General features: G+C 52.0%; 24 protein-coding genes. 19 read left to right on the plus strand and 5 right to left on the minus strand.

Annotated elements, in window-relative coordinates; translation table 11 throughout:
- Positions 1–37: 37 nt before the first annotated feature.
- Positions 38–1,084 (minus strand): acyltransferase family protein, encoded by a 1,047-nt coding sequence (locus tag E1757_RS24350; protein ID WP_133233084.1) that lies wholly within the window; start codon positions 1,082–1,084, stop codon positions 38–40.
- Between the two features lie 220 nt (positions 1,085–1,304).
- On the opposite strand from E1757_RS24350, the gene E1757_RS24355 reads away from it, so the two are divergent.
- Positions 1,305–1,634 (plus strand): hypothetical protein, encoded by a 330-nt coding sequence (locus E1757_RS24355; RefSeq protein ID WP_133233086.1) that lies wholly within the window; start codon positions 1,305–1,307, stop codon positions 1,632–1,634.
- Positions 1,635–1,785: 151 nt separating this feature from the next.
- Here the strand turns inward: E1757_RS24355 and E1757_RS24360 are convergent, their stop codons facing one another.
- Positions 1,786–2,202 carry a collagen-like protein gene (locus E1757_RS24360; protein ID WP_133233088.1) on the minus strand — a complete coding sequence of 139 codons (417 nt, stop codon included), beginning with the start codon at positions 2,200–2,202 and terminating at the stop codon, positions 1,786–1,788.
- Positions 2,203–2,759: 557 nt separating this feature from the next.
- Here E1757_RS24360 and E1757_RS24365 point away from each other — a divergent pair.
- Entirely contained in the window at positions 2,760–4,163 is a 1,404-nt protein-coding gene (locus E1757_RS24365) for an MFS transporter (RefSeq protein WP_133233090.1), read from the plus strand.
- A gap of 35 nt (positions 4,164–4,198) precedes the next feature.
- Here E1757_RS24365 and E1757_RS24370 read toward each other — a convergent pair whose 3' ends face one another.
- On the minus strand, positions 4,199–4,963 hold the full coding sequence (locus E1757_RS24370) for a spermidine synthase (RefSeq protein WP_133233092.1): 765 nt from the start codon (positions 4,961–4,963) through the stop codon (positions 4,199–4,201).
- A 130-nt stretch (positions 4,964–5,093) separates the two neighbouring features.
- Here E1757_RS24370 and E1757_RS24375 point away from each other — a divergent pair, with 130 nt between their 5' ends.
- Positions 5,094–5,504: a VOC family protein gene (locus E1757_RS24375; RefSeq protein ID WP_133233094.1), complete on the plus strand. Its 411-nt coding sequence runs from the start codon at positions 5,094–5,096 to the stop codon at positions 5,502–5,504.
- A gap of 138 nt (positions 5,505–5,642) precedes the next feature.
- Here the strand turns inward: E1757_RS24375 and E1757_RS24380 are convergent, their stop codons facing one another.
- Positions 5,643–6,542 carry an AraC family transcriptional regulator gene (locus tag E1757_RS24380; protein ID WP_133233096.1) on the minus strand — a complete coding sequence of 300 codons (900 nt, stop codon included), beginning with the start codon at positions 6,540–6,542 and terminating at the stop codon, positions 5,643–5,645.
- A gap of 168 nt (positions 6,543–6,710) precedes the next feature.
- Here E1757_RS24380 and fucU point away from each other — a divergent pair, with 168 nt between their 5' ends.
- From fucU to E1757_RS24400, 4 genes are all read left to right on the plus strand, one after another.
- Positions 6,711–7,148: an L-fucose mutarotase gene (gene fucU / locus E1757_RS24385; RefSeq protein ID WP_133233098.1), complete on the plus strand. Its 438-nt coding sequence runs from the start codon at positions 6,711–6,713 to the stop codon at positions 7,146–7,148.
- 61 nt (positions 7,149–7,209) lie between these two features.
- Positions 7,210–8,223 carry a zinc-binding alcohol dehydrogenase family protein gene (locus tag E1757_RS24390; RefSeq protein ID WP_133233100.1) on the plus strand — a complete coding sequence of 338 codons (1,014 nt, stop codon included), beginning with the start codon at positions 7,210–7,212 and terminating at the stop codon, positions 8,221–8,223.
- A gap of 229 nt (positions 8,224–8,452) precedes the next feature.
- Positions 8,453–9,115 carry a TetR/AcrR family transcriptional regulator gene (locus tag E1757_RS24395; RefSeq protein ID WP_133233102.1) on the plus strand — a complete coding sequence of 221 codons (663 nt, stop codon included), beginning with the start codon at positions 8,453–8,455 and terminating at the stop codon, positions 9,113–9,115.
- A gap of 95 nt (positions 9,116–9,210) precedes the next feature.
- On the plus strand, positions 9,211–9,900 hold the full coding sequence (locus E1757_RS24400) for an MBL fold metallo-hydrolase (protein WP_133233104.1): 690 nt from the start codon (positions 9,211–9,213) through the stop codon (positions 9,898–9,900).
- A 465-nt stretch (positions 9,901–10,365) separates the two neighbouring features.
- Here the strand turns inward: E1757_RS24400 and E1757_RS24405 are convergent, their stop codons facing one another.
- Positions 10,366–11,169: a Cof-type HAD-IIB family hydrolase gene (locus E1757_RS24405; RefSeq protein ID WP_133233106.1), complete on the minus strand. Its 804-nt coding sequence runs from the start codon at positions 11,167–11,169 to the stop codon at positions 10,366–10,368.
- Positions 11,170–11,393: 224 nt separating this feature from the next.
- Between E1757_RS24405 and E1757_RS24410 the strand changes: the two genes are divergently transcribed.
- From E1757_RS24410 to thyA, 12 genes are all read left to right on the plus strand, one after another.
- Positions 11,394–12,359: an ABC transporter permease gene (locus E1757_RS24410; RefSeq protein WP_165972265.1), complete on the plus strand. Its 966-nt coding sequence runs from the start codon at positions 11,394–11,396 to the stop codon at positions 12,357–12,359.
- 2 nt (positions 12,360–12,361) lie between these two features.
- A complete protein-coding gene (locus tag E1757_RS24415) occupies positions 12,362–13,249 on the plus strand; it encodes a carbohydrate ABC transporter permease (RefSeq protein WP_133233110.1) in 888 nt (295 codons plus the stop codon).
- Between the two features lie 36 nt (positions 13,250–13,285).
- Positions 13,286–14,809: an extracellular solute-binding protein gene (locus E1757_RS24420; RefSeq protein WP_246079461.1), complete on the plus strand. Its 1,524-nt coding sequence runs from the start codon at positions 13,286–13,288 to the stop codon at positions 14,807–14,809.
- An 18-nt stretch (positions 14,810–14,827) separates the two neighbouring features.
- The gene (locus E1757_RS24425; protein ID WP_133233112.1) at positions 14,828–16,162 is read left to right on the plus strand and encodes a sulfatase-like hydrolase/transferase; all 1,335 of its coding nucleotides are present in this window, start codon (positions 14,828–14,830) and stop codon (positions 16,160–16,162) included.
- Between the two features lie 71 nt (positions 16,163–16,233).
- The gene (locus E1757_RS24430) at positions 16,234–18,588 is read left to right on the plus strand and encodes a helix-turn-helix domain-containing protein (RefSeq protein WP_133233114.1); all 2,355 of its coding nucleotides are present in this window, start codon (positions 16,234–16,236) and stop codon (positions 18,586–18,588) included.
- A gap of 322 nt (positions 18,589–18,910) precedes the next feature.
- Complete coding sequence (locus E1757_RS24435; RefSeq protein WP_133233116.1) at positions 18,911–19,690, plus strand: sulfite exporter TauE/SafE family protein; 780 nt, start codon at positions 18,911–18,913, stop codon at positions 19,688–19,690.
- A 13-nt stretch (positions 19,691–19,703) separates the two neighbouring features.
- A complete protein-coding gene (locus tag E1757_RS24440; protein ID WP_133233118.1) occupies positions 19,704–20,855 on the plus strand; it encodes an MBL fold metallo-hydrolase in 1,152 nt (383 codons plus the stop codon).
- Between the two features lie 40 nt (positions 20,856–20,895).
- A complete protein-coding gene (locus tag E1757_RS24445; RefSeq protein WP_133233120.1) occupies positions 20,896–21,471 on the plus strand; it encodes a sulfurtransferase TusA family protein in 576 nt (191 codons plus the stop codon).
- Between the two features lie 24 nt (positions 21,472–21,495).
- A complete protein-coding gene (locus E1757_RS24450; RefSeq protein WP_281282532.1) occupies positions 21,496–21,678 on the plus strand; it encodes a sulfurtransferase TusA family protein in 183 nt (60 codons plus the stop codon).
- Between the two features lie 22 nt (positions 21,679–21,700).
- Positions 21,701–22,183, plus strand: a complete 483-nt coding sequence (locus tag E1757_RS24455; protein ID WP_133233124.1) for a DsrE/DsrF/DrsH-like family protein — start codon at positions 21,701–21,703, stop codon at positions 22,181–22,183.
- A 176-nt stretch (positions 22,184–22,359) separates the two neighbouring features.
- Positions 22,360–22,620: a metal-sensitive transcriptional regulator gene (locus tag E1757_RS24460; protein WP_133233126.1), complete on the plus strand. Its 261-nt coding sequence runs from the start codon at positions 22,360–22,362 to the stop codon at positions 22,618–22,620.
- A gap of 257 nt (positions 22,621–22,877) precedes the next feature.
- Positions 22,878–23,672, plus strand: coding sequence for a thymidylate synthase (gene thyA, locus E1757_RS24465; protein WP_133233128.1), 795 nt, complete (start codon positions 22,878–22,880; stop codon positions 23,670–23,672).
- Positions 23,673–23,903 lie beyond the last annotated feature (231 nt).

Consider the following 23,903-nt stretch of genomic DNA (forward strand, 5'->3'; position numbering starts at 1 on the left):
CTCCGGACGGCTTCGTTACCGTGGTATGCAATCGGAGCTATGCGGTTCGGGCTTTAGCGGCGGTCATCGATTTGAAATAATGGATGAGCGGCTTCTCGATATAGCGGTAAAACAGGCAGCATAACGCCAACGATACGACAAAGCTTAGGCTCGTGGTCAGCATCGGACCGATCCGGAGATCCAGATGCACGGCCCGGGACAGCTTGAGCGTAATGGATAAAAAAATGAGACTGGTCAGCAAGATCGAATAGGAGGCATCGCCAAGAAACTGAACAGGCTTCAGCCAGGCCGGAGCGGCAGTCCGCAGCAGGCCGATGCCGAGCAGCACGAGCGTCGCGCCGATCGTATACATGACATTCGGATAAGCGAAATCCGGATGGAGCGCGCGCACCACCCATACTGCGGGGAACACGAGACAGCCTGCGGTAAGCCACAGGATGCCGCCTGACTTCAGGCGGCGCACCGCATATGCGATCAGCATGCCCAGCACGAATTCAAGATGCATCGCATCAAACAGGAAGCGGATCTGCACGCTGTCCTTCAGCCGGATCCAGTCCAATGATTGCAGGCCGACAATGAGCAGCCATAAGGCAAACAGCGTCAGCATCGTTTTTTTGTTCAAAACGAACAGCAGCGAAAAGACGATATAAAAAAACATGATATACGATAACGACCACGCGACCCCAAGTATCGGCGCGCTGCTGTATGGCACCAAAAGCAGCGAGGTAACAATTTCCGGCAGCTTCGTTTCATAGCCAAAGCCGAATGAAGGCACAAGGAAATAAACCGGAATTACGGCCAGCGTGACGATCCAATATATCGGGTAAATGCGCAGCAGACGCTTCTTCATAAACGATCCCCATACGCGGATATCGCCGAAATGCTTGCGGTAAATCGTAACCATCAAATAGCCGGTCAATACAAAAAAATAAGCATAGCCGCCTGAGCGGCCCATGCCGTTGATGCCCAAAAAGTTGATATGAAAATATTTGTCGGACATTTGGGACGTATGAAACAGCATGACCAGCACAACGGCGATGCCCCGTGCAGCCTGGATATAAGGGATGCTCATCCGGTTCTCCATTCGTTTCTCTCCACTTCTCTCTCTATTTGTCTATGGATCGTCTGTACCTACGATCATCTCATTTGTTCATGACAAATATATGACGCTAACCTGAAAGACAGCTGAGCATACGCTGAAAATTGTCCTGTTTCCAATAAAAAGCAAATTGCCGCCATGCCGCGCAAATCGGTTGCATACACTGAAAGTAAGAACAGATTCATGTTGGCGGGAGGTTTGGATAATGACGAAGACAGAGGTGCTGGAGCTGCTGCAGAGCTTGCCGGAGCAGCTGAAGGAAGCGGAGTCCGGGTATTACGCGGCGGTTAGCCGCCTGGAGGATGCGAAGCTGGCGCTGCATGCGAAAGAGTGCGAGCTGTTCAGCCTCGGACGGATTACCGGGAAAAACGAGCAAATGCGGGATGCCGAGCTGTGGCAGCATTCCCATGAGCTGAGGCGGGCGCTGATCAAAGCGAAAATGGCTGTCGATCAGACGAAGGTGGATTATGATTATTTAAAAAATAAGCTGGATAATACACAGCTGATCGCCCGGCTGCTGCTTAACATTTCGTAAGCGGCAGCGGCTTTCGTCGCAGCCGTTCAAGCCAAAAAGAAGCTCCCGACCGAACCTGCCTGTTCGATGTCGGAAGCTTTTTTTGTAGGTTGAAGGGGGGTTGTTCTGCTTTGCCATAAAAGTTGGGCCTGACTGTGGCTCGATATCTCTTTTAGAAGCAGGTAAACTGACGGATTCTTCTGAGGTCGAGTCCGAAAAATAGCCAGAAGCCGAAAGGAGCGGTACCGTACCAGCGGAATCCGGAAATGGAGTTCCGACCGACAAAGGTCAAAAACATCCAGTAACTATCGCCGTTATCCTGCCAAATGTAAACGTAGCGGTTTATGCAGCGGCGGATGCTTCCGGGATCGACCGCAAACAGGGCTGTAGTCGGCATAGCCGGAATGAAGGAAGGCGGAGGCGTTTCCGGAGCGCCCGGTGGTGAGACGCCTCCCGGGGCTGGCCCGGGGCCGCCGGGAAACGGTGCGGGTCCCGGGCTCCCGGGGAAGCCGCCCGGTCCTCCGGGGAAGCTGCCGGGTCCTCCGGGGAAGCTGCCCGGTCCTCCAGGGAAACCGCCTGGGCCCGGCATCCCAGACGTTCCTCCGGGCAAGGCTCGCAAGCTCGGAGTAAGACCTCTTGCTGATTTAGGGCGTGCAGCCCGTTGTTGCTTCTGTTTCGGTTTTGTCATACGGCTAACATCTCCTTAGTAATCGTTGTGGAATCGGCACCTGCCTACAATATATGTAACGGATGCCTAATCCTTATGGGCAGGTGTCCCTGCCGGTCATAAAAAATTTAAAAGCGGGAGGGACCGCTTGCCGCGGACGGTCCTTCCCGCTTTTTTGTGAGAAATTGAACGAGCTTATTTACAAAAGCTTCATTCCAATGATGACAATACCTGTCATCTTTCAATGATACAATTGGATCGATCCGGTCAAATGAGAACTCCTATGCCGAAGGATGGGGGAGGCATGAGCCCAAGCAATGCTACTACACCTTATGCGCCTTCGTACAGATGGTGACAGGGACCGCGGAGATGGTAAACAATTGTTTTAAAAAAGCTCTCCGTACCGTTGACAGGTCCAAGTTTGTTATTATAAAATAGCTGCTATATAAAAATAAGAGATAGGAACAGGAGTGAAATTTATGCTGGACGCTTCAACCGCTTCAACGGGTACGCAAGGGTCGTCGCTTGATTTGCGCAAGACGGCGCCCTGGATTATTTTTATTATTTTTTTCGGCGTTCTCAACGAGACGGTATTCAACGTGTCCACGCCGAACATCGCCGCCCAATATCAATTGACGCCATCGGGCGTCAGCTGGGTGCTGACGACTTTCATCATCTTTTTCGGGATCGGCTCCGTCATTTACGGCAAGCTGTCGGATATTTACAGCCTGAAGAAGCTGATCGTGATCGGAATTATCGTGTACAATGTCGGGTCGGTGGTAGGGATCTGCTTTCAGGCGTGGTATCCGATGGTTATTGTCGCAAGAGCGATTCAAGGCGCCGGGGCATCGGCCATTCCCGCGTTAATTATGGTCGTCGTCGCGAGATATTTTTCGCCGGACGACCGGGGTAAAGTATTCGGTATTTTGAACTCGACAATAGCTTTTGCCGTTGGCGTCGGACCCGTTCTTGGCGGATTTGTTTCGGCGGCGTATCATTGGTCGTTTTTATTCCTCATCCCGCTGTTTACGCTCATCTCGATTCCGTTTTTCCGGAAAGTGCTGCCGGATGAAGAAACGCGCGACGGGAAGCTGGATGTTCCGGGGGCTAGCCTGATCGGCTTCGGTCTTGCCGCGCTCATTTTATTTTTCACGATACCGAAGTGGTATTATTTGGCTGCCAGTGTTGTGCTGCTGGCATGGTTTATCGTTCATATCCGCCGGGTCGAGCAGCCGTTTATCGAGCCGGAGCTGCTTAAAAACCGGCTATTCCGCAGCGGTCTGATCGTCGGATTTATTTTATTTTGCACCGTCATGGGCATTATGTTCGTCATGCCGCTTATGCTGAGCGGTTTGAAAGGCTTAAGCACGAGCGCAATCGGCTGGATTTTGTTCCCCGGGGCGATCAGCGCGGTTGTATTCGGTCCGATAGGCGGCAGCTTGGCGGATAGACGAGGAAACAACTATGTAGTTGCGATCGGAATTACGCTGCTGACGATCAGTCTGCTGCTGATTTCTTCCATGCTCGGCTTGAACGCATGGCTTACGTCCGCGGCAATGGTATTGTTGTACATCGGTTTCTCGTTCATTCAAACGGCGCTGGCCAACAGCGTCTCCCTGACGCTGGACAGGAATCAAACTGGCGTAGGCATGGGGCTGTTCAATCTGGTCGGCTTTATTTCGGGGGCTGTCGGGACGGCAGTCGTTGCGAGAGTATTGGACGAAAAGCTGCTGAGCTTTCCGGTCAATCCGTTGGTTCGCGGCACCGAAGCGCATTTGTACAGCAACCTGCTGCTCATGTTTGTGGCCGCGATTATATTGGGCGCCGTTATTTTTTACCGCAGCTACGGTTTGATCAAATTCAAGGTGAAGTCTTCGGCCTAAAATCGCGGACTTCAATTATCTGCAACTCCCCATATTCACCGGCGCGCCGGCGGGTATGGGGTTTGATCGGTAATGACATACCCCGGCTCCAATTCGATTTCGATAAACTCTGCCATCTGCCGAGGCTGAAAATCGGTGGTTCTGCTGCTGCCGATGATTATTATGTTTCTAATGTCTGACGCAGCTTCCCCCGGCAAGGAAAAGGCTCTGGTGCAGGCGTACGATTCCTTGAGCGTCGTGTAAATGGCGTTGATGTGCTTGTCGTTTTTGATTTTGCCCGTAAGATTCAAGATAATGGCCCCGCGGGGATTAAGCTTCTGCCGGGTTATATCGAAAAACTGCAGCGATGTCAAATGAGTCGGAGTTCCCTTGCGGGTGAAGGCGTCTACGATAATATAATCCAGCGTCCCCGGCTGTTCGTCCTGGAGGATGAGGCGTCCGTCGCCGATCACGATATCGTCTTTGCCGTACTGGAAAAATGCTCTGCTCAGCTCCGCTACCGTCTCGTCGATCTCCGCTACTTTAAACCGCTTCTGCGGGTAATGGCCGGAAATCGTCCCGATTCCGTGTCCGATCACGAACACATGCTCAAAGGCCGGGTTGTTATGCTCCATGCAATGAATGATGGCACGCGGGTATTCCAGTACGATACGTTTCGGATCGTTCATATCCATTGCGCCTTGAACGGCATGATCCGAAAACTGCAGGAAGCGATACTTCCCCAGTTGTCCATATAGTTGGGAGGTTTCGTAAACCGCAATTTCGTGAATGCGGCTGAATTCCTTGGCTAGCAGCTGCAAGAGGGTCGATCTCCTTTGTATTCCGTTATTTTAAGTACTTGTCCAAATAGCAATCTGTAAGAAATCCGGGAAGAAGGCGTATGCTAAGATAAGGGCAAGCATTTAATCCCACTTGAAAGGATGTTGCAGGATGGCAAAGCTTACGCCTTATATTTTCTCGGAGGATTCAAGAGCCCAGGCTGAATTTTACACGCAAGCGCTCGGCGGGGAAATCTTGTCCGTTATGACGCATGGTCAATTGCCGGATGCAAGCCAAAACATGAAGGATAAAGTCATGCACTTGAGTCTGGTTGCCGGCGGGGTTACCTTCTATATGACCGACTTCGTATTCGGACAGTTGGTTCCTGGAAACGGGATCAATCTAAGCCTCGAATTCGAAACGGAAGCTGAAGCGCGTGAAGCTTTTGATAAGCTTGCGGACGGAGGCGTTGTCAGGCATCCGTTTTCGCCGGCTTTCTGGGGTGCGCTGTTCGGGCAGCTCGAAGACAAGTACGGCGTTTCATGGATGATCAGCTACGAGCCGAAAGCCGGTCAAGCCTAAGCGCGTTATTCATATCCTGATGAGAGGCCGCCGAATGTTTCGGGCAGGCTTCTTTTTGTTGTCGGGAAATGATGCGAAGCAAATTATTGCAGATAACCGGGGGCTCCCCCAAAAGTAATAGGAATTTGCTTCAGAGCTTCACGTCCGATCAGGAAGTCGCGTTGGCGTCCAGGCCAATTTACGGTACGCCGCCGGCGTTACGCCTAGCAGCTTTTTAAACATGCGGTGAAAATGGGGCAGCGATTCGAAGCCGCACATTTCGGCGATCAGGCTGATCTTATGGTCCGTATCGTTCAGCAGTTCCTTTGCTCTCATCATCCGTTTCGTTACTATGTACTCGCTCAAATTCATGCCGATCGTCTGCTTAAACACGCGGCTGAAGTGCGCAGGCGTAACGGACGCTTTGCAGGAAACGGCCGAAAGGCCGATTTCGATCCCGTCATCGAACAGATGGTCGTCGATATACAGCAAAACAGGCTTCATCCAGCTCGGTCCGACCGATGAATCGACGGCGCCGTGCCCGTGAGCCGGGCCGCTTTCCCTGTTCAGCAGCAGCAGCATCGATTGAAGCTGCAGGACGATGGCTTGCCGGCAGCCTGTCGCGGATGAGCGGATTTCCTCCTGTATGCGATCAAGAGCGGCTTCGAGCTCCTGCCTCTTCGGGTGTGCCAGCTCGAATTTATAGCTTTTCCGCTTTTTCTGCTGTTCGAAGCAGTGGAGATAGGAGAAGGAATCGCCGAAGGAAGCATGCTGTACGATCATAGGGCTGAAAAAAACGGCGGTCGAGGTGACAGGATCGTCCTTGTCCGGCAGCGCGCGATGGATCGTATTTCCGGGAATTGCGAACAGGTCGCCCTCCCGCATATCGTAAATCGTCTGGTCGATAAATAATGTGCCTTTTCCGCGGTACACATAGACGAGCTCGTACCAATCGTGAATGTGATCGGGCAGCTCGGCTTGCATGCTTTTCGTACCTTTGTACGCGAACGAGAAGGGAAAAGCGCTATTGGCATCAAATTGCTTGCGGATGGGATTCATTCGCGTCTCCTGAAGTTGTTTTTGCGGTCAGCGGCAGGCCTGCCGCCCATACAAGCATCAGCTTATCAAAAAAGAGTACAAATTTGCAAACATAAGCTATTTTATTATAGCAATTTGCTGATAAAATAAAGCTTGGAACGAATCCCGGCATGAAAGGAAGATACGAATATGCTAATCGGTATTTCAAAGCTGATTTCACCGGAATTGATCAAAATTTTGATGGAGATGGGCCATGGGGACGAGCTTGTGCTGGCGGACGGCAACTTCCCTGCGGCAAGCATGGCGCAGAGGCTGGTCCGCTGTGACGGGCATCCGGTGCCGGAGCTGCTCGAGGCGATCCTTAAACTGTTTCCGCTCGATACTTACGTGCAGCATCCCGCGGCTCTGATGGACAAGGTCCCCGGCGATACGGTCGAAACACCTATTTGGAAGCGGTATCAAACTATTGTCGCTCCATACGCCGCAGTGGAGCAGCCGTTTGAATATGTAGAGCGGTTTGCATTTTACGAGCGGGCGAAGGAGGCTTATGCAATAGTCGCGACAGGCGAAGAGGCGCTGTACGCCAATATCATTTTGAAAAAGGGCGTTATTAAGGGGCAAAGCTAACGCTTGGGAACGAACCGGTCATTTCCTTTCATAATCTTAAATACGTCAGGAGGCTTTATTCATGAGGGGTATCGTTTGTGAAGAAGTGGAAAAGTTCAAGTATATCGAGCTGGAGGAACCGGTATTGACACCGGGCGAAGCGATTGTACGCATCCGGAGAATCGGCATCTGCGGAACGGATTTGCACGCATACAAAGGCAATCAGCCTTTCTTTTCATATCCCCGGGTGCTTGGACATGAGCTGGCGGGCGTAATTGAAAGCGTAGGCGTCAACGATGCGGGGCTGCAGGTCGGAGACCAGGTGGGTATCATGCCGTATATGCATTGCGGGAGCTGTATCGCCTGCCGCAACGGCAAGACCAATTGCTGCACGAGTCTTCAGGTGCTGGGCGTTCATTCCGACGGCGGTATGCGGGAGCTGCTGTCTGTGCCGGTCACCCATCTGATCCGCACGAATGAGCTTACGCTCGATCAGACTGCGGTGTTGGAGCCGCTCAGCATCGGTGCTCATGCGGTGCGGAGATCGGAGCTGCGCGCCGGCGAGACGGTGCTGGTCATCGGGGCGGGACCGATCGGGCTGGGTGTGATGGCCTTCGCGAAGCACCGCGGCGCGCAGGTAATCGCGATGGACATCAACGACGAGCGGCTCGCATTTTGCCGCCAATGGGCCGGAGTCGACCATACGGTAAATGCGCTGAACGGGCCCAAGGAGCAGCTGGCAGCGCTAACGAACGGCGATTTTCCGACGATTGTATTTGACGCTACCGGGAACCTCCGGTCAATGACCGATTCATTCGGTCTTGTCGCCCATGGCGGCAAGCTCGTTTATGTAGGATTGGTCAAAGCGGATATCAGCTTTAACGATCCTGAGTTTCACAAGCATGAATTGACGCTGCTGAGCAGCCGCAACGCAACCCGGGAAGATTTCGACAATGTGATGGAAGCGGTAAGAGGCGGAAGCATCGACGTAAACAGCTATATTACTCACCGTGTGCCGTTCGGGCAAATGATCGAACACTTCGACAGCTGGCTGCAGCCGGAGTCCAAGGTGATTAAAGCGATGGTCGAATTGTAAATGCAGCAAGCAATAGCGTAAAGAGGAAACCAATGAGTATTACAGCCTCCGGCACCGGTGATGGTGCCGGAGGCTTGTTTGCGCTTGGCCGGCGCATGACTGTCGGACCGGATGAAAATCCGGGAAAATAACGAAACATAGAAATAAAGGGTTGCAGAAATTATAACCATCGGTTATTATGAAACCAACGGTTACTAACCAGTGGTTATGATTATGGAGGAGATTCTTGATGACGGTGGAGACTTCAAAAAGAAAGACTCGCCACGAGCTTCGTTCCGAGGAAACGAAGCGGAGCATCGCGGAAGCGGCAGGGAGACTGTTCACGACGCGCGGCTACGAAACGGTAACAATGCGGGAAATCGCCAAGGAAGCGAACTGCTCCCATACAACGATTTACTTGTATTTTAAGGATAAAGAGGCACTGCTGGAGCAGCTTGCTATACCGCCGCTGCAAACGTTGGAAGCGGCCTTCATCGCGGCTATGAATCAGCTCTCCACGGCTCCCGGGGAGAAGCTGAAAGAGATGAGCCGGCAGTTTCTGCGCTTCTGCCTGTCGCATAAAAGCATGGTTTCCGTCATTTTCAATATGCGCGCGGTGCGTGTGGACGAAGTGGACCCGACCAGCGAGATGAACCGGCTGCGAATCAGGCTGTTCGATCATTTGACGGAGTGTGTGAATCAGTTGATCCCCGCCGGCTCCGCCACGGAAAGAGTGAACCTGGGCCGCGTCTACTTTTATGTGCTGAATGGTATGGTGATGACGTATCTGTACAACGAGGAGCCGCTGGAAGAGCTGCTGGAGCGAATTTTCCCGCTGCTTGACCAGTCGGTCGACATTGTCCTGCTCGGCATGAGCTGCAAAGCCCGATCCGGTTCAGAGGCGGGTCAATAAACAATAATGCAGAGGCATTCCTTTAGAATGAACATGAACTTAAACGACAAAGGAACGGAATGAAACAGTAAATTATTCGGTGAGGAGCGGCTAGGATGAAAATAAAGCAGCTTTCGGAGCATGTATGGGAATGCAGCATATGGACGATTATTCCGGTAAGCGTATGGCTGGTGAAAACGGAAACCGGGCTGACCTTGGTGGATGCGGGGGTTTCGTGGATGGCGGGAGGACTGCTGCGGCAGATTAAAGCGATGAATCTGCCGCTGGAGCGTATTGTACTGACGCACGGGCATTCGGATCATACGGGAAGCATCCGGAAGCTGCGCGAGCATTTCGAGGTTCCGGTCTACGTGCATGAAGCTGAAATTGCCTGCATGGAAGGGCGGCAGCCGTATCCCGGACGCCGTAAAGCGCAGGCGTCCGTCGAAGCGGGACTGGTGCAGCCGCTTGCCATGGAGCAGCCGGTTGGCGGGCTGGTGCCGTACTGGACGCCCGGCCATTCACCGGGACATACCGCCTTCTATCATGAGCGGGACGGGGTTTTGCTGGCCGGCGACTTGTTTACGACGAAGCGCGGCAGGCTCCATCAGCCGATGGCGATGTTTACCGCGGATATGGCGCAAGCCGTAGAAAGCGGCGCAATCGTGGAGCAGTTGAAGCCGGAGCTGCTCAGCATTTGCCATGGCGGCGTAGTGGTCCGGCCGCATGAGCAGTACGAGGCTTACAAGCTAGAATGGATGAACAGCAGCTATAACCGGCACCGGAATGCCGGCAGCGCTAAGTAGGATCGGTCTTCTCGGGTACGATTATGCTCGTTACGCGCGAGGCGGCGGCATATGCCCGCCCACTCCGCGCGCGAATCCCGGGCGCGAGTTCTGGCAATTGCTTGGCGGTCAGTCCAACTCCGATGCCAGTCCGCAAGGCGGCATTGTTGCTCTGATGGACACCAGAGCCGTTAAATACGGCGAATCGAGAGGTTTTCAAACGTAGCGGACCGGGGTGACGTTATCTTGCGGCAAATGTCTCAACTGAGTGAATGGAGAGTCAAATAACGACTTTCCTGTCCGTCACAATTTAAAAAGGACGAAATCGTGCCCAATCAACGGCAGCCATGTCCGTTTCGCCGCGCCGCGACATCGATAACAAGCTGCGACTGTACGTACGCAAACGCCGGAGCTGCCGCGGCGCGTTTGTTCCATAACGCAAGAAGAGGCCGGTCCAAGCGACCGGCCCTCTTGCATTTTATGCTTTTATCGGGTCGGCTGCAGCACGAACTTTTCAACCACATGCTTGACGCCATCCTCGTTATTGCTGAGCGTCACATAATCGGCGATCTGCTTCAATGAATCGACCGCATTGGCCATCGCCACCCCGAAGCCTGCGGCCTCGAGCAGTTCGTGATCGTTCCAGCTGTCGCCAATCGAGATGACTTCCGACATATCGTAGCCGTATTGTCCGGCCAAATAACGCAGCGCGTCGCCCTTGGTCCCTTCGGGATGAATAATTTCGAGGAAATGAGGTTTCGATTTCGTAATGTGAACGAGATGTCCGATCTCCTTGCGCAGTTCTACGGCGATTTCGTCCAGCTTGGCCGGCTCGTCGATGATCAGCAGCTTGATGGAAGGCTGGTCGGCCAGGCTTTTAAAATCAGGATGAATCGTATAAGGTATTTTCGACAATGCGGCGTAGCCTTCGATTTTTTCGTTCTGCTCTTTTACATACAAAGTATCGTTCAAATACGTCTGCAGATGGAGCCCGTTGCGCTCGCAGTAATCAAATATAAAGTGCGCCGCCTCCGCAGGCACGGACCGCTCGTACAATATTCGGTCGTCCTGGGAGTTTTTGACGAGCGATCCCTGATAGGTGATTAAGGGAACGTTAAGCTCCAGCTGGGAAGCAAGCTGCTTTGCCGACGCGTACATTCTGCCGGTCGCCAAAGTGACCGTGACGCCCTGCGCCATTGCTTGGGCCAGCGCCTGCTTCGTGCCCGGAGTAATTTCTTTTGCATCGTTAATCAGCGTATCGTCGATGTCGATCGCCAGCATTTTGTACATGGTTATCCACTCCTGATTTTTTCTATATACGGCTACCATTATACCTCAGTTTCACGCATTGAACTATACCGCGGGCCGGGAACGACTTCGTAATAAAAGCAAAAAAGTATAAAGCGAAAAAAAGTCCAATGTTCCCAAAAGCGGAACGTAAAAAAGTGTTATTGCCGGGAAGCGATTTCATCGATATGCTAGGTGCACATTCCAACACGAGAGGACGAGACGCTATGAGCACAACAAGGGCGCTGAAGGTCGGCAGTCCGGGAACGGAGCGTTCAACGGCAAGCTCGGGGCGCTGGCTGCGAACGCTGCGGCGCAACAAATATTTGTATTTGCTGGCGCTGCCGGGCATTTGTTATTTCCTCATTTTCAAATATGTGCCGATGTGGGGAGTTTTGATCGCCTTTCAAAATTACTCGCCTTATCAGGGCTTTCTGCACAGCGACTGGATCGGCCTGCAGCATTTCGCGCGTTTTTTCGCCAACGACGACTTTTTCAAGCTGTTCCGCAACACGCTGGGCATTAACGCATTGAGCTTGCTGCTGTTTTTTCCGCTGCCGATTTTGCTGTCCATTCTATTAAATGAGCTGAAAAACGTACTGTTCAAAAAAACGGTGCAAACGATCGTCTATTTGCCGCATTTTTTCTCCTGGGTCATTATCGTCGGCATTACGTTCTTATTGCTTTCCCACTCGGAAGGCGTCGTCAATAAGATGCTTCAGGCGGGCGGCTTTGTGCAAATCGACTTTTTGACCAATCCGGATTATTTTTGGCTGCTGCTGACGCTTCAGACGATCTGGAAGGATGCGGGCTGGGGAACGATTATTTTTCTCGCGGCGATTGCCGGCATCGATCCCCAACTATATGAAGCGGCCAAGATGGACGGGGCGAGCCGGTTCCGGCAAATATGGCATATCACGCTTCCTTCGATCCGCAATGTGATCGTCATTCTGCTTATTTTGCGGATCGGGCATATTATGGATGTCGGGTTCGAGCAGGTGTTTCTCATGATGAACGGCGCGGTATCCGATGTCGCGGATGTATTCGATACGTACGTGTACCGGGTCGGCGTCAAGCAGGGGCAGTTCAGCTACAGCACGGCGATCGGCTTGTTCAAATCGCTCGTCGGTCTGATTCTGGTGATCGGGGCGAACAAATTTGCCAAAAAAATGGGCGAGGAAGGGGTGTATTGACGATGAAGCTGCAAACGCTGCACACGGGAGACCGGTGGTTTACGGCTGCGAATGTAACGCTGTTAAGCGTCATTGCCGCGATCAGCCTGTTTCCGCTGTATTACGTATTTATCGTTTCGTTCACGGACCCGGACGAGTATTTCCATAAAGGCTTCGTCCTGTTTCCCGAGACGTGGAGTTTAATCTCGTACCGGTATATTTTGTCGACGAAATCATTCATCAATGCCATCGGAATCAGCGGCTTTCTGGCAACGGTCGGCACGCTCCTTTCCTTGATCGTCACGTCCGCCTTCTCTTATACGCTTTCGCGAAAACGTCTGCAGGGCAGAAAAATTCTGATGCTGATGGTGCTTCTCACGACGCTGTTCCAGCCCGGCATCATTCCGAATTATTTGCTGGTACGCGAGCTGGGCTTGATCAACAGCATCTGGTCGCTGATCGTTCCGGTGCTGACGAGCGGCTGGTACGTATTGCTGATGAAAGGGTTCTACGACAGCATTCCGGAAAGCCTGGAGGAAGCGGCGACGATGGACGGCTGCAACGACATTACGGCCTGGCTGCGTATTGTTCTTCCGCTTTCACTGCCGGCGATGGCCGCCTTCGGGCTGTTTTACGCGGTGGCGTACTGGAATACGTTTTTCCACGCGATTCTGTATATCAACAAGCACGAGCTGTGGCCGCTGCAGGTGCTGCTGCAAAATATGCTGATCGACGCATCCACGGCGTCCGGCGGATCGGCGGCGCTGGAGCTGACGGCCGAGCAGCAAATTCCTTCGGAAACGTTGAAAATGGCGGCCGTCGTCGTCGCGACGATTCCGATATTGCTGGTGTACCCGTTCCTGCAAAAGCATTTTGCCAAAGGTGCGATGGTCGGTTCGGTGAAGGAATAATATCCATTATTATAATATCTATTGGAGGAATTAAAAATGGCAGCAAAAAGATTAGGCACCGCAGTCATGGCATCCGTGATCGGGTCCGCGATGCTATTTGCAGGTTGTGCGAAAGACGGGCCGCAGGCGGGGAAAGCGGCGGAAGCCGATAAAGGCCCGACGGAAATCAATATGATGACCGTGTTTTTTACCCCCGAGCCGCCGAGCGACGATGACGTGACCAAGAAGGAAATCGAGAAAAACACGAATACGAAGCTGAACATATCGTGGGTGTCTTCCAACAATTATGACGACAAGACGAACGTGACGCTCGCTTCAGGCGATATTCCCGAGATGATGCTCGTCCTCGACCCGTACAGCCCCCAAGTGAAAATGATGGCGTCGCAGGGAGCGTTCTGGGATCTGACCCCTTATATCAAGGACTACAAAAATTTAAGCGCGTTCCCTGCCCAGTCGTGGAAAAATACGGCGATCAACGGTAAAAACTACGGTATTGTCCGCGTCAGACCGCTGGAAGGCTCCGGCAACTTCCCGCTCATCCGCAAAGATTGGCTGGATAAGCTGGGCATGCAGGCTCCGGTTACGATGGATCAAATGTACGAAGTGATGAAGGCGTTTACCGAGAAGGACCCCGACGGAAACGGCAAGAAAGACACGGTCGGCTTTACCGGCCTTGTATCGTCCGACGGAATGGGCTCGTTCGTCTGGGTGGAGAACGTTATGAACGGAACGAACGGCCGCTGGAAGGAAAAGGACGGCAAGCTGGTCGACACTGTCTTCGAGCCGGGCACGCGGGAGTCGCTTGTCTGGCTGAACAAAGCGTATAAGGAGGGCATTATCGCCCCCGATTTTCCGACATTGAAAACGTCTCAGGTGCGCGAAATGATTACGACCAACAAAGCGGGCATATTCGCCGATGCGATGAAGCCGTCCTGGCTGCTGACCGGACAAATGCGCAAAACGAACCCGCAGGCCGATATCCTGCCGCTCACTTATTTGGAAGGGACGGCGGGCAAGTTCGTACCGAAGGATTCGGGGGCTTACGGGATGTATGTCATTCCGAAGTCGGTGCCGGAAGCCAAGATGAAGAAGCTGCTGCAGTTTATGGATTACGGGGCTACGGAAGAAGGCTGGATGCTGGCGAGCTATGGGCTCAAGGACGTTCATTATACGGAAAAAGACGGCGTTATCGCGCCGACGGAACAAGCGGTGAAAGATAATGTAGGCGTGTTCGTGCATCTGTTCGCCAATCTCGACAAATATGAGCGGGCGTACCAGACGGGAATTCCGGCCGATTTCCTGAACCGGAACAAGCAGATCGTGGACGAGCGGTCCAAGTACAGCATACCGGCCCCGGCTGTAGGCTTGAACTCGGATACGTACATCAAGGCGGGCAAAGACTATGATAAAAAAATACAGGATTTGAAAGTAAAAATCATTCTCGGGCGCGAGCCGATTACCGCCTGGGATGATATGGTCGGCAAGCTGAAAGCCGATGCGCAGTACCAGCAGATTATTACGGAAATCAACGGTGATTACGCGCAGCGCAAAGGAAAATAACGGAGGGGGAACGGACAGATGAGCAGGAAACCGAACATTTTGTTTCTGATGAGCGACGAGCATCGGGCCGATGTCACCGGCTTTGCAGGCAACAACGTCATCCGCACGCCCAATCTGGACCGGCTTGCGCGGACCGGAGCCGTGTTCGGCAACGCGTATACGCCGTCGCCGATTTGCATCCCCGGCCGACAAAGCATGATGGCGGGGCAGTTTCCCCGCACGACCGGGTGCGAGAAGTACGGCCAGGATTTGCCGCCAGGGCATATGACCTTCTCCCGGCGGCTGGCACAGTACGGGTATCAGACAGTCGTGAGCGGCAAGCTACATCACATGGGCAGCGACCAGATGATGGGCTGGACGCGGCGGATCGGCGGCGACATGCAGGTGATGCCGCCGTTCATTGACAATCGGCAGGCGGAAGAATACGCTAAATACGATATACCGCCGCAAAAGTGGCCGCAGGAGAAAGAGGTGGCGCGAGCGGGAATCGGCCGCGGGCCGTGCGTCTCCCACGATGAATACGCCGTACAGGGGGCGATTCAATTCATCGACGATTATTTTAACAGCACCTATTACGACAGGGAACAGATTCAGCCGCTGCTGCTCAAGGTCAGCGTGCTCCAGCCGCATTATCCGTATTTGACGAGCGAGGAGAAATTTACGTATTATTTGAACCGGGTTGTGCCTTATGCGGACGAGCCGCTGTTCGACCATCCTTTCCTGAGCCGGATGCCTGTCAAGGCCGGACTGCACGCTATGGAGCGCGAAATCCGCCGGGCGACGGCCGCCTACTACGGGATGATCGAGACGATTGACGATTACTTCGGTCAAGTGATGGACGCGCTGGAGCATGTCGGCCAAAACCTGGACGACTGGATCATTATTTATACGACGGATCACGGAGAAATGCTCGGACAGCACGGCGTCTGGGAAAAGCAAAAGTTTTTCGAAGCGAGCGCCCGGGTTCCGCTTGTGATTCGTTATCCGAAGCGATTTGACGCCGGCCTTCATATATCGGAAAATGTTAATCTGTGCGATTTGTTTGCCACGCTGTGCGAGCTGTGCGAGGTGCCGGCTCCGCCGGATTTGGACAGCCGCAGTCTGGTGCCGCTGCTGTCGGGAGATGCGGCGGGCTGGGACAACGAGACGGTATCCCAGTTCGGCGGAACGAACCTGATGATCAAGCGAGATCATATGAAATATCAATACTACGGCCCCGACAGCCCGGAGGTGCTGTTCGATCTGCGGCGGGATCCTGGGGAAACCGTCAATTTTATAGCCGATCCGCAGTATGCGGAGCAGGCGGAGCGTTTCCGGGAACGGGCCGGGGAGCTGGGCTTCCCCTGGGAATGAACCGCCGTGCGGCTCGGAGCGGGACGCGGTCATAATTAAACATCTTACTGAAGGAGAGGTGGCCAGAATCTGTGAAAAACTGGGGAGCATGGTTTCGTAATTCGGATAATTTATGGAAGCAGGGCCGCTTCTACCGGAGAAGTCTGCTGTTTATTATGGCGATTACCTGCTTGCCCGCCTTATTGATCGGCATTGCCGTCAACCGGATTGGCGTCAGCCAGATGGAGAAATCGATCGCCGTCACAAGGGAAAATCAGGTCAGACAATCTGTCGTACGGGCGGACGATACGTTGTCCCAATTGGAGAGAAATACGACCCAGTGGGCGTTCAATCCGGTTTTTGGCATGAAACTGCTCAATTTGCCCGTCCATTACGACTATGAGCATATCCGTGAAATTATTAAAACGTTGTTTTTGCTGAAACGGTCCAATCCGCTAGTGAGCGAAGCGTATTTGTATATGGATGTGACGGGTACGATATATTCGGAGGAAGGCGGCGCCGCGGCTCTGGAGGATGAAGCGGCGAAAGCCCGCATGCAATCGCTGCTGACACGGCCGAACGTGACGTACTGGCTGCCGGAGTTCAATCTGCTGCCGCCCGATCAGTCGAAATTGGCTCCGGCTTTAATATACCGGCTTCCTGTGGAGAACGGGCAGTCGGCGGCGGCGCTGATCGTTTACCTGGATAAGGTGAAGCTGGAGCAGTTGATCAGCGAACCGTCCGCTGATGAGAATTCCGGCTCCTTTCTGATTACGGATGAAGGGGAGTTCGTTGTCACCACGGACGCGTCCGGCATGACCCCGCAGGAGGAAGCATTGAAGCAAGCAGTACTGGGAAGCGGCCGCCTATCGGATACGTTTCCTTTCCGCTGGCAAGGCGAGGAATATAGCGTATCTTATAGTACATTCAATCGGTTGGGGAAAAAGTGGATATACATTTCCGCCGTATCGGTTTCCAAAATGACCGCCCCGGTGGTATTCGCCTCAAGATTGATTTACGCGGTAAGCATCGGAGGGCTGCTTGTCGGCCTGCTCATGTCGGTTGTCGCTTCCCGCAAGCTGTACGAGCCTGTCCGCTATTTGACCGGACTGTTCCGGATCAACCGGATGTCCGCCGGCTCCGGCGGCTCCGACAACGAGATCGAGCTGATCGAGAAGGAATGGAACCGGCTCACGTCGGAGAGCGAAAGCTTGCGCGAGCGCGTGGAGCGGCAGCTGCCGAAGCTGCGTGAAGGCTTCCTGCTGCAGCTCGTTCAAGGGAATTTTTATTCATGGACGGAGGAAGAGATCAGGAGGCATATGCAGCAGCTCGGATGGGATATGGACAGGTTTTCCGCTGCCATCCTGTTTATTCAGCTGCACGGCATCGCCAAGCTGTCCGGCCGGTTTACGGAAGGAGACCGCCAGCTGATCTCGTACGCCACCTCGAATATTATCGAGGAGGCGGCCAGATCGAAGTTTTCCCATGCGGAAGTCATCAATTTTCAAGACTTGACGGCAGCTCTGTTCATTCTGCTTCCCGCCGATCAATCTGTCGCGCAAATCAAAGGGGAGCTTAACGGTTTGGCTGAGCAGCTGACGCAAGTGCTTGGAAGGTTTATCCGGATGGGGATTACCGTATGCATCGGCAGATTGACGTACGAGGCGAAGTCAGCTCCGCTGGTACTGGAGGAAGCCAGGCAGACGGTCAAGCACCGGAGCTTGTCGGATTCCGATCAAATTCTGGATGTGGAAGACTATACCGCGAATGAACCGGAAGCGGTTCAATATCCGTTCGCCCTGGAAACGGAATTGATTCAAGCCGTATGTGCCGGACAGGAGGAGCAGGCCGTGCAGGCGCTGAGCGGCTTTTGCCGGGAGCTGAAGCGGCATCAAGCGACGCAGTCGATGTTCATCCAATGGATGCTGCAGCTGCTTGGCAATGTGCAATTCGGCCTGCTCAAGGCCGGACGCAATCCGTACAAGATCGGCGTGTCCGCCGATCTGCACGTGGAGCTGGCGGGGATCAGCGAGCCGGACGATGCGGAATCGTGGTTTCGGCAGCACATTATCGGGCCTTACACCCGGGAAGTGCAGCAGCTTGTGGAATCCCACGACGAACAGCATAAGCTGATGATTCGGCAGATGACCGATTTGCTGCATGCGAGCTACCATCAGGATATTTCGCTCGAATGGTGCGCGGATAAGTTCGGGATCAATCCTTTTACATTGAGCCGTATATTCAAACAGGAAACGGGTGTGAACTTCATCGATTACTTGACCCGCATCCGTCTTGACAAATCCAAGCAGCTCCTCGCGGAAACCGACTGCAGAATCAACGAGATCGCCGAGCGGGTCGGCTATCAACCGACCTATTTTAACCGGATTTTTAAAAAATGCGAAGGCATTACGCCAAGCCGTTACCGTCAGTTATATGAGAAGTATTAGACCCCGAATATGCTTGTGCATGTCGGGGTTCTTTGCATCATGACATTTGGAAAGAGAATCCGGGGGTTGACGAAGCGGACAAATTTTATTATAGTAAATTAATACCTATACAGGTATATGTATTTCAAGCATAATCGTAAAGGAGGGTTCATTTAAAATGATTCCCGCTCCAAATGGGTTCATCCATGGGAAAGCTGTCCAATACTAAAATGTCTAATCGAATAGGCCATTTTTTTTGCTCGAAAATATACCCCATAGGGTATAAGATAAAAGGCTTTAAGCATCAGAAAAACAAATTGTATCGTAGAAAGGCAGGAGCCTTATGGAATTGGCATGGATATTGACCATTTTCGCGATTGGCTTCCTGGGTTCGTTTATTTCCGGTATGGTGGGGATCGGCGGATCGATCGTCAACTATCCGATGCTGCTGTTTATTCCGGCGGCATTAGGCTTTGCAGCTTTTTCCGCTCAGGAAGTATCGGCGATTAGTGCGGTTCAGGTGTTCTTCGCCAGCTTGACGGGAATGCTTGTTTTCCGCAAAGGAGGGTTTTTGCATAAGCCGTTAGTTGGTTATATGGGTATTTCCATTGTTATTGGCAGCTTTGTCGGGAGCTTTGTTTCCAATTTTTTGCCAAGTGCAGTAATCAATATGGTTTACGCCGTCTTGGCGCTCATCGCGGCAGTCATGATGTTTCTACCGAATAAAGTCAGCGACGTCCAGGATATAAGCCAGGTTACGTTTAATAAGCCTCTTTCTATTATTGTTGCGTTAATAATAGGGATGGTATCGGGGATTGTCGGTGCCGCGGGCGCGTTCATCACGGTGCCGGTCATGCTGGTTGTTTTGAAGATTCCGACACGAGTAGCGATCGCATCGTCGTTGGCTATTACATTCATATCATCCATCGGTTCGGCGACAGGCAAGCTGATGGGCGGGCATATGCTTCTCATTCCATCCATCGTTCTTGTGGTTGCCAGTATCATCGCTTCGCCGATCGGCGCCAAATTAAGCGAAAAGATCAATACCCGCATACTTCAATGGTTATTGGCTGCCCTGATTACGGCGACCGTCATTAAAATTTGGATTTCAATATTGTTCTAGGGAGGAAGGCAGTATGTTAAACGAAGTTCAATTGCAAGGGATGAGCGTGGCCGAATTGGCGAAAAAGCTTTTCGACAACGAACCGCTGTTTATTTTAGATGTGCGTAATGAAAGCGACTTTGACGAATGGAAAATCGAAGGCAAGCATGTTCATGTCATCAACGTGCCTTATTTTGAGATACTCGATGGAGCAGCAGCCGCTGTTTTGGAACAAATTCCGGATGATCGGGAAGTGTTGGTCGTCTGTGCCAAGGAAGGCTCTTCAAAATTTGTTGCGGAACAATTGATTGAACAAGGCAAAGCGAACATTGCCTACCTGATGGGAGGTATGAAAGCATGGAGCGAGCATCTGGAGCCCGTTAAAATCGGCGATTTGAAGGATGGAGGGGAAATTTATCAATTTGTCCGCATTGGGAAAGGCTGCTTGTCTTACATGGTGATCTCGAACGGTGAGGCTGCCGTCATTGACGCCGTTCGTATAACATCGATTTTTGAAAGCTTTGCACAAAAGAAAAACGTACAAATTAAGCACGCGATCGATACGCATCTTCATGCCGACCATATTTCCGGGGGACGTCGACTAGCCGAACAATCGGGAGGCGCATATTGGCTGCCGCCAAAGGATGCGGAAGAAGTGGCGTTTCACTACGAACAGCTTGAAGAAGGGAATCGTATTCTCGTGGGTGATACCGAAATTGCGATACAACCGATTTATTCCCCGGGCCATACGATCGGAAGCACATCTTTAATCATTGATCATCAATATTTGCTTTCCGGCGATATTTTATTCGTCAAATCCATCGGTCGCCCCGACTTGGCGGGTAAAGCGGAGGACTGGGCTTCCGATCTCAGAGCAACGCTGTACGAGCGGTATAAACGGTTATCGGCTGATTTAATCGTCCTTCCCGCCCATTTCGGCCAAGTGACGGAGTTAGGCGAGGGAGGCCGGGTATGCGCCCGGCTTGGGGATCTGTATAAGGAAAATCCGGGATTGAATATACAGGATGAATCGGCATTCCGTCATACGGTTACCGGGAAGCTGCCGCCGCAGCCCAACGCTTATGAGGAAATACGGCAAATCAATATGGGAAAAATGACACCGACGGAGGAGGAACAACGAGAGATGGAGATCGGACCCAATCGTTGTGCCATTCATGACGCTTAAATCAAATCGAAATCATTTTATATCAGTGGAGGTTTTATTCATGACATCATTACAAGCGAATCGCATGTTGGATTGTGTAGGGCTTGCTTGTCCTCTGCCCGTAGTCCGCACCAAAAAGGCGATTGACGAACTGAATGCAGGCGAAGTATTGGAAGTTCGCGCAACGGACAAAGGTTCGGTTGCCGATCTTAAAAGCTGGTCCAACCGTACAGGTCATCAATACGTCGGATTAAAGGAAGACAATGGCGTGTTTCATCACTTTATTCGCAAAGCCGAACCGGCCGATACGAAGGCGGAAAAGAAATACCCTCATACCGCTACAAACGAAGAGGTGCACAGCAAAATTTGTTCAGGGCAAGCCATCACCGTCATCGATGTCCGGGAACCCGCTGAATATGCGTTTGGACGTATCCCGGGTGCGATTTCGGTCCCTTTGGGCCGGCTTGAGGAGCAATTACCCGGGCTTGATCCGGGCAAGTCCTATTATGTCGTATGCCGCACCGGAAATCGAAGCGATATGGCGTGCCAGATCCTCACCGATAACGGATTTCAACAAGTTAAAAATGTAACTCCCGGGATGTCCGGGTGGACGTATGACCAGGAGCAGGAAAATTGAAACATAACGAGAGAAAATTTAGTTGTGGATGCCAAAGGACTTGCTTGTCCGATGCCGATTGTTAAGGCGAAAAAAGAAATGGACTCTCTGGCGCCCGGACAAATTATGAAGCTGCAAACGACGGATAAAGGCTCGATGAAAGATTTTCAGGCTTGGGTCAACCAAACAGGTCACGAATTAATGGAAGCGAGAGCTATACGAGTATAGGCAAAATGAAAGGATGGGCTTCATGGCGGAGAATAAGGAGAAATCGACGATTGTACTTTTTAGCGGGGAGCTGGATAAGGCGATTGCGGCATTTATTATTGCCAACGGCGCAGCCGCATATGATCATGAAGTGACGATTTTCTTTACCTTTTGGGGACTCAATGCGCTGCGCAAGGACGAACCTGTTCAGGTGAAAAAAGAGTGGCTGGAAGCCATGTTTGCCAAAATGATGCCGCGTGGCGCGGATAAGCTCGGGTTGTCCAAAATGAACTTCGGCGGGCTGGGTCCCAAGATGATCAAGCATGTCATGAAAAAGCATCATGCGTTGACATTGCCTCAATTAATCGAACTGGCTCAGGAGCAAGGGGTTAAATTGGTGGCCTGTACGATGACGATGGACCTGCTCGGGCTGCAAAAGGAAGAATTGCTTGACGGGATCGATTATGCAGGGGTTGCGGCTTATTTGGGCGACGCCGCAGACGCAAAAGTGAATTTATTTATTTAAGCTGCTGAAAATATAAGCTCAATGCCTTGCTTCGCCAACCTTGACAAACGCGCTCTTCATCCGAGGACGGCGAAGCCATTTATTCCGGTGCCCGGCCTTTTTTTCCTTAACGTTGTCTTTGTCCGTTCATTCCGCCATAATATACCTATACAGGTATAAGGAAAGGGAGATTACAGATGCAATACGATGATGATATGAAAAAAAGATTACGGCGTGTCGAAGGTCAAATTCGCGGGGTTTTAAAAATGATGGAGGAAGAACAGCCCTGCAAAGACGTCGTAAGCCAATTATCCGCCGTAAGAAGCGCAGCCGATAAAGCAATTGCCTATATCGTTGCCGTAAACCTGGAACAGTGCATACTGGAAGAAAAAGCAGCCGGCAGAGATACGAGCAAAATGGTTCAGCAGGCGATTGACTTGTTAGTCAAAAGCCGTTAAGGACGAGGGCAAAGGACAAACGAAAAATCATTAGCTCTAGGATGAGGCTAATGATTTTTTTTGTTGACTTACATAAGGCTCGTCGATTAGCAACTATAGCTTGCCGAAATTGACCTTACCTTTGATCCATGAATCGGAATGATCGGTCAATACGGATGATTATGAAACGGTGGTTGAAAAGCAGGTGACGTTATATAATAAAGATTAATAATAAATTTTGCGCTGCGGCGCTACAATCTGTATTTAGAGGTGGATTAATGAAAGCTTATTTAGATTTGCTTCAAGATGTGCTGGATCATGGCGTTCGTAAAGAAGACCGCACCGGCACCGGCACGATTTCGGTTTTTGGCAGACAGATGAGAATCAACTTGGCGGAAGGCTTTCCGCTGCTGACGACAAAAAAATTGCATATCAAATCTATTGTGCACGAGCTGCTGTGGTTTTTAAGCGGCGTTACCAATGTAAGCTATCTTCGCGAAAATGGCGTTAGCATCTGGGACGAGTGGGCCGACGAGGACGGCAATCTGGGCCGGGTGTACGGGGCACAGTGGCGTACCTGGCACGCTCCGGACGGACAGGCCATTGACCAGATAACGAATGTGATCAATCAAATCAAAGCGAATCCCGATTCCCGCCGACATCTGGTCAGCGCCTGGAACGTCGCGGAAGTGGATCAGATGGCTTTGCCGCCCTGTCACTACGCCTTTCAATTTTACGTGGCCGATGGCCGGCTGTCGTGTATGTTCCAGATGCGGTCGGTCGATACTTTTCTGGGACTTCCATTCAATCTGGCGTCGTATGCGCTGCTCACGCATATGGTGGCGCAGCAGTGCGATCTTGAAGTGGGCGACCTGATTTGGACGGGCGGCGACGTGCATATTTATTTAAATCATATGGAGCAAGTTCAATTGCAGTTGACCAGAGAGCCGCTTCCATTGCCGAAACTTAAAATCAAACGCAAACCGGAATCGATTTTCGACTACAAGTTTGAAGATTTTGAGTTCGAGGGCTATAAGCCGCATCGCGGCATTAAGGCGCCGATAGCGATCTAATCGATACGGCCAACTTCAACCCCCTTTGTACGCGCAAGCGTAAAGGGGGTTGTTTGCGTATGCGCGTGGCGGAACGTGAAGAAAACATAGAGGTGAAACGGAGAGACGGAGAACCGTCTCTCTTTTTTTTGACAAATTTATAAGTTTCGGATCTTCCCGCAAAGTACCCGAATAGGCCAAAGAAGACGCGGCGGTACAGGACGAAGCAGGGCAAAAATATGGCCTCAAAGT

Source organism: Paenibacillus piri, from assembly GCF_004354045.1.
Taxonomy (GTDB): Bacteria; Bacillota; Bacilli; order Paenibacillales; family NBRC-103111; genus Paenibacillus_S; species Paenibacillus_S piri.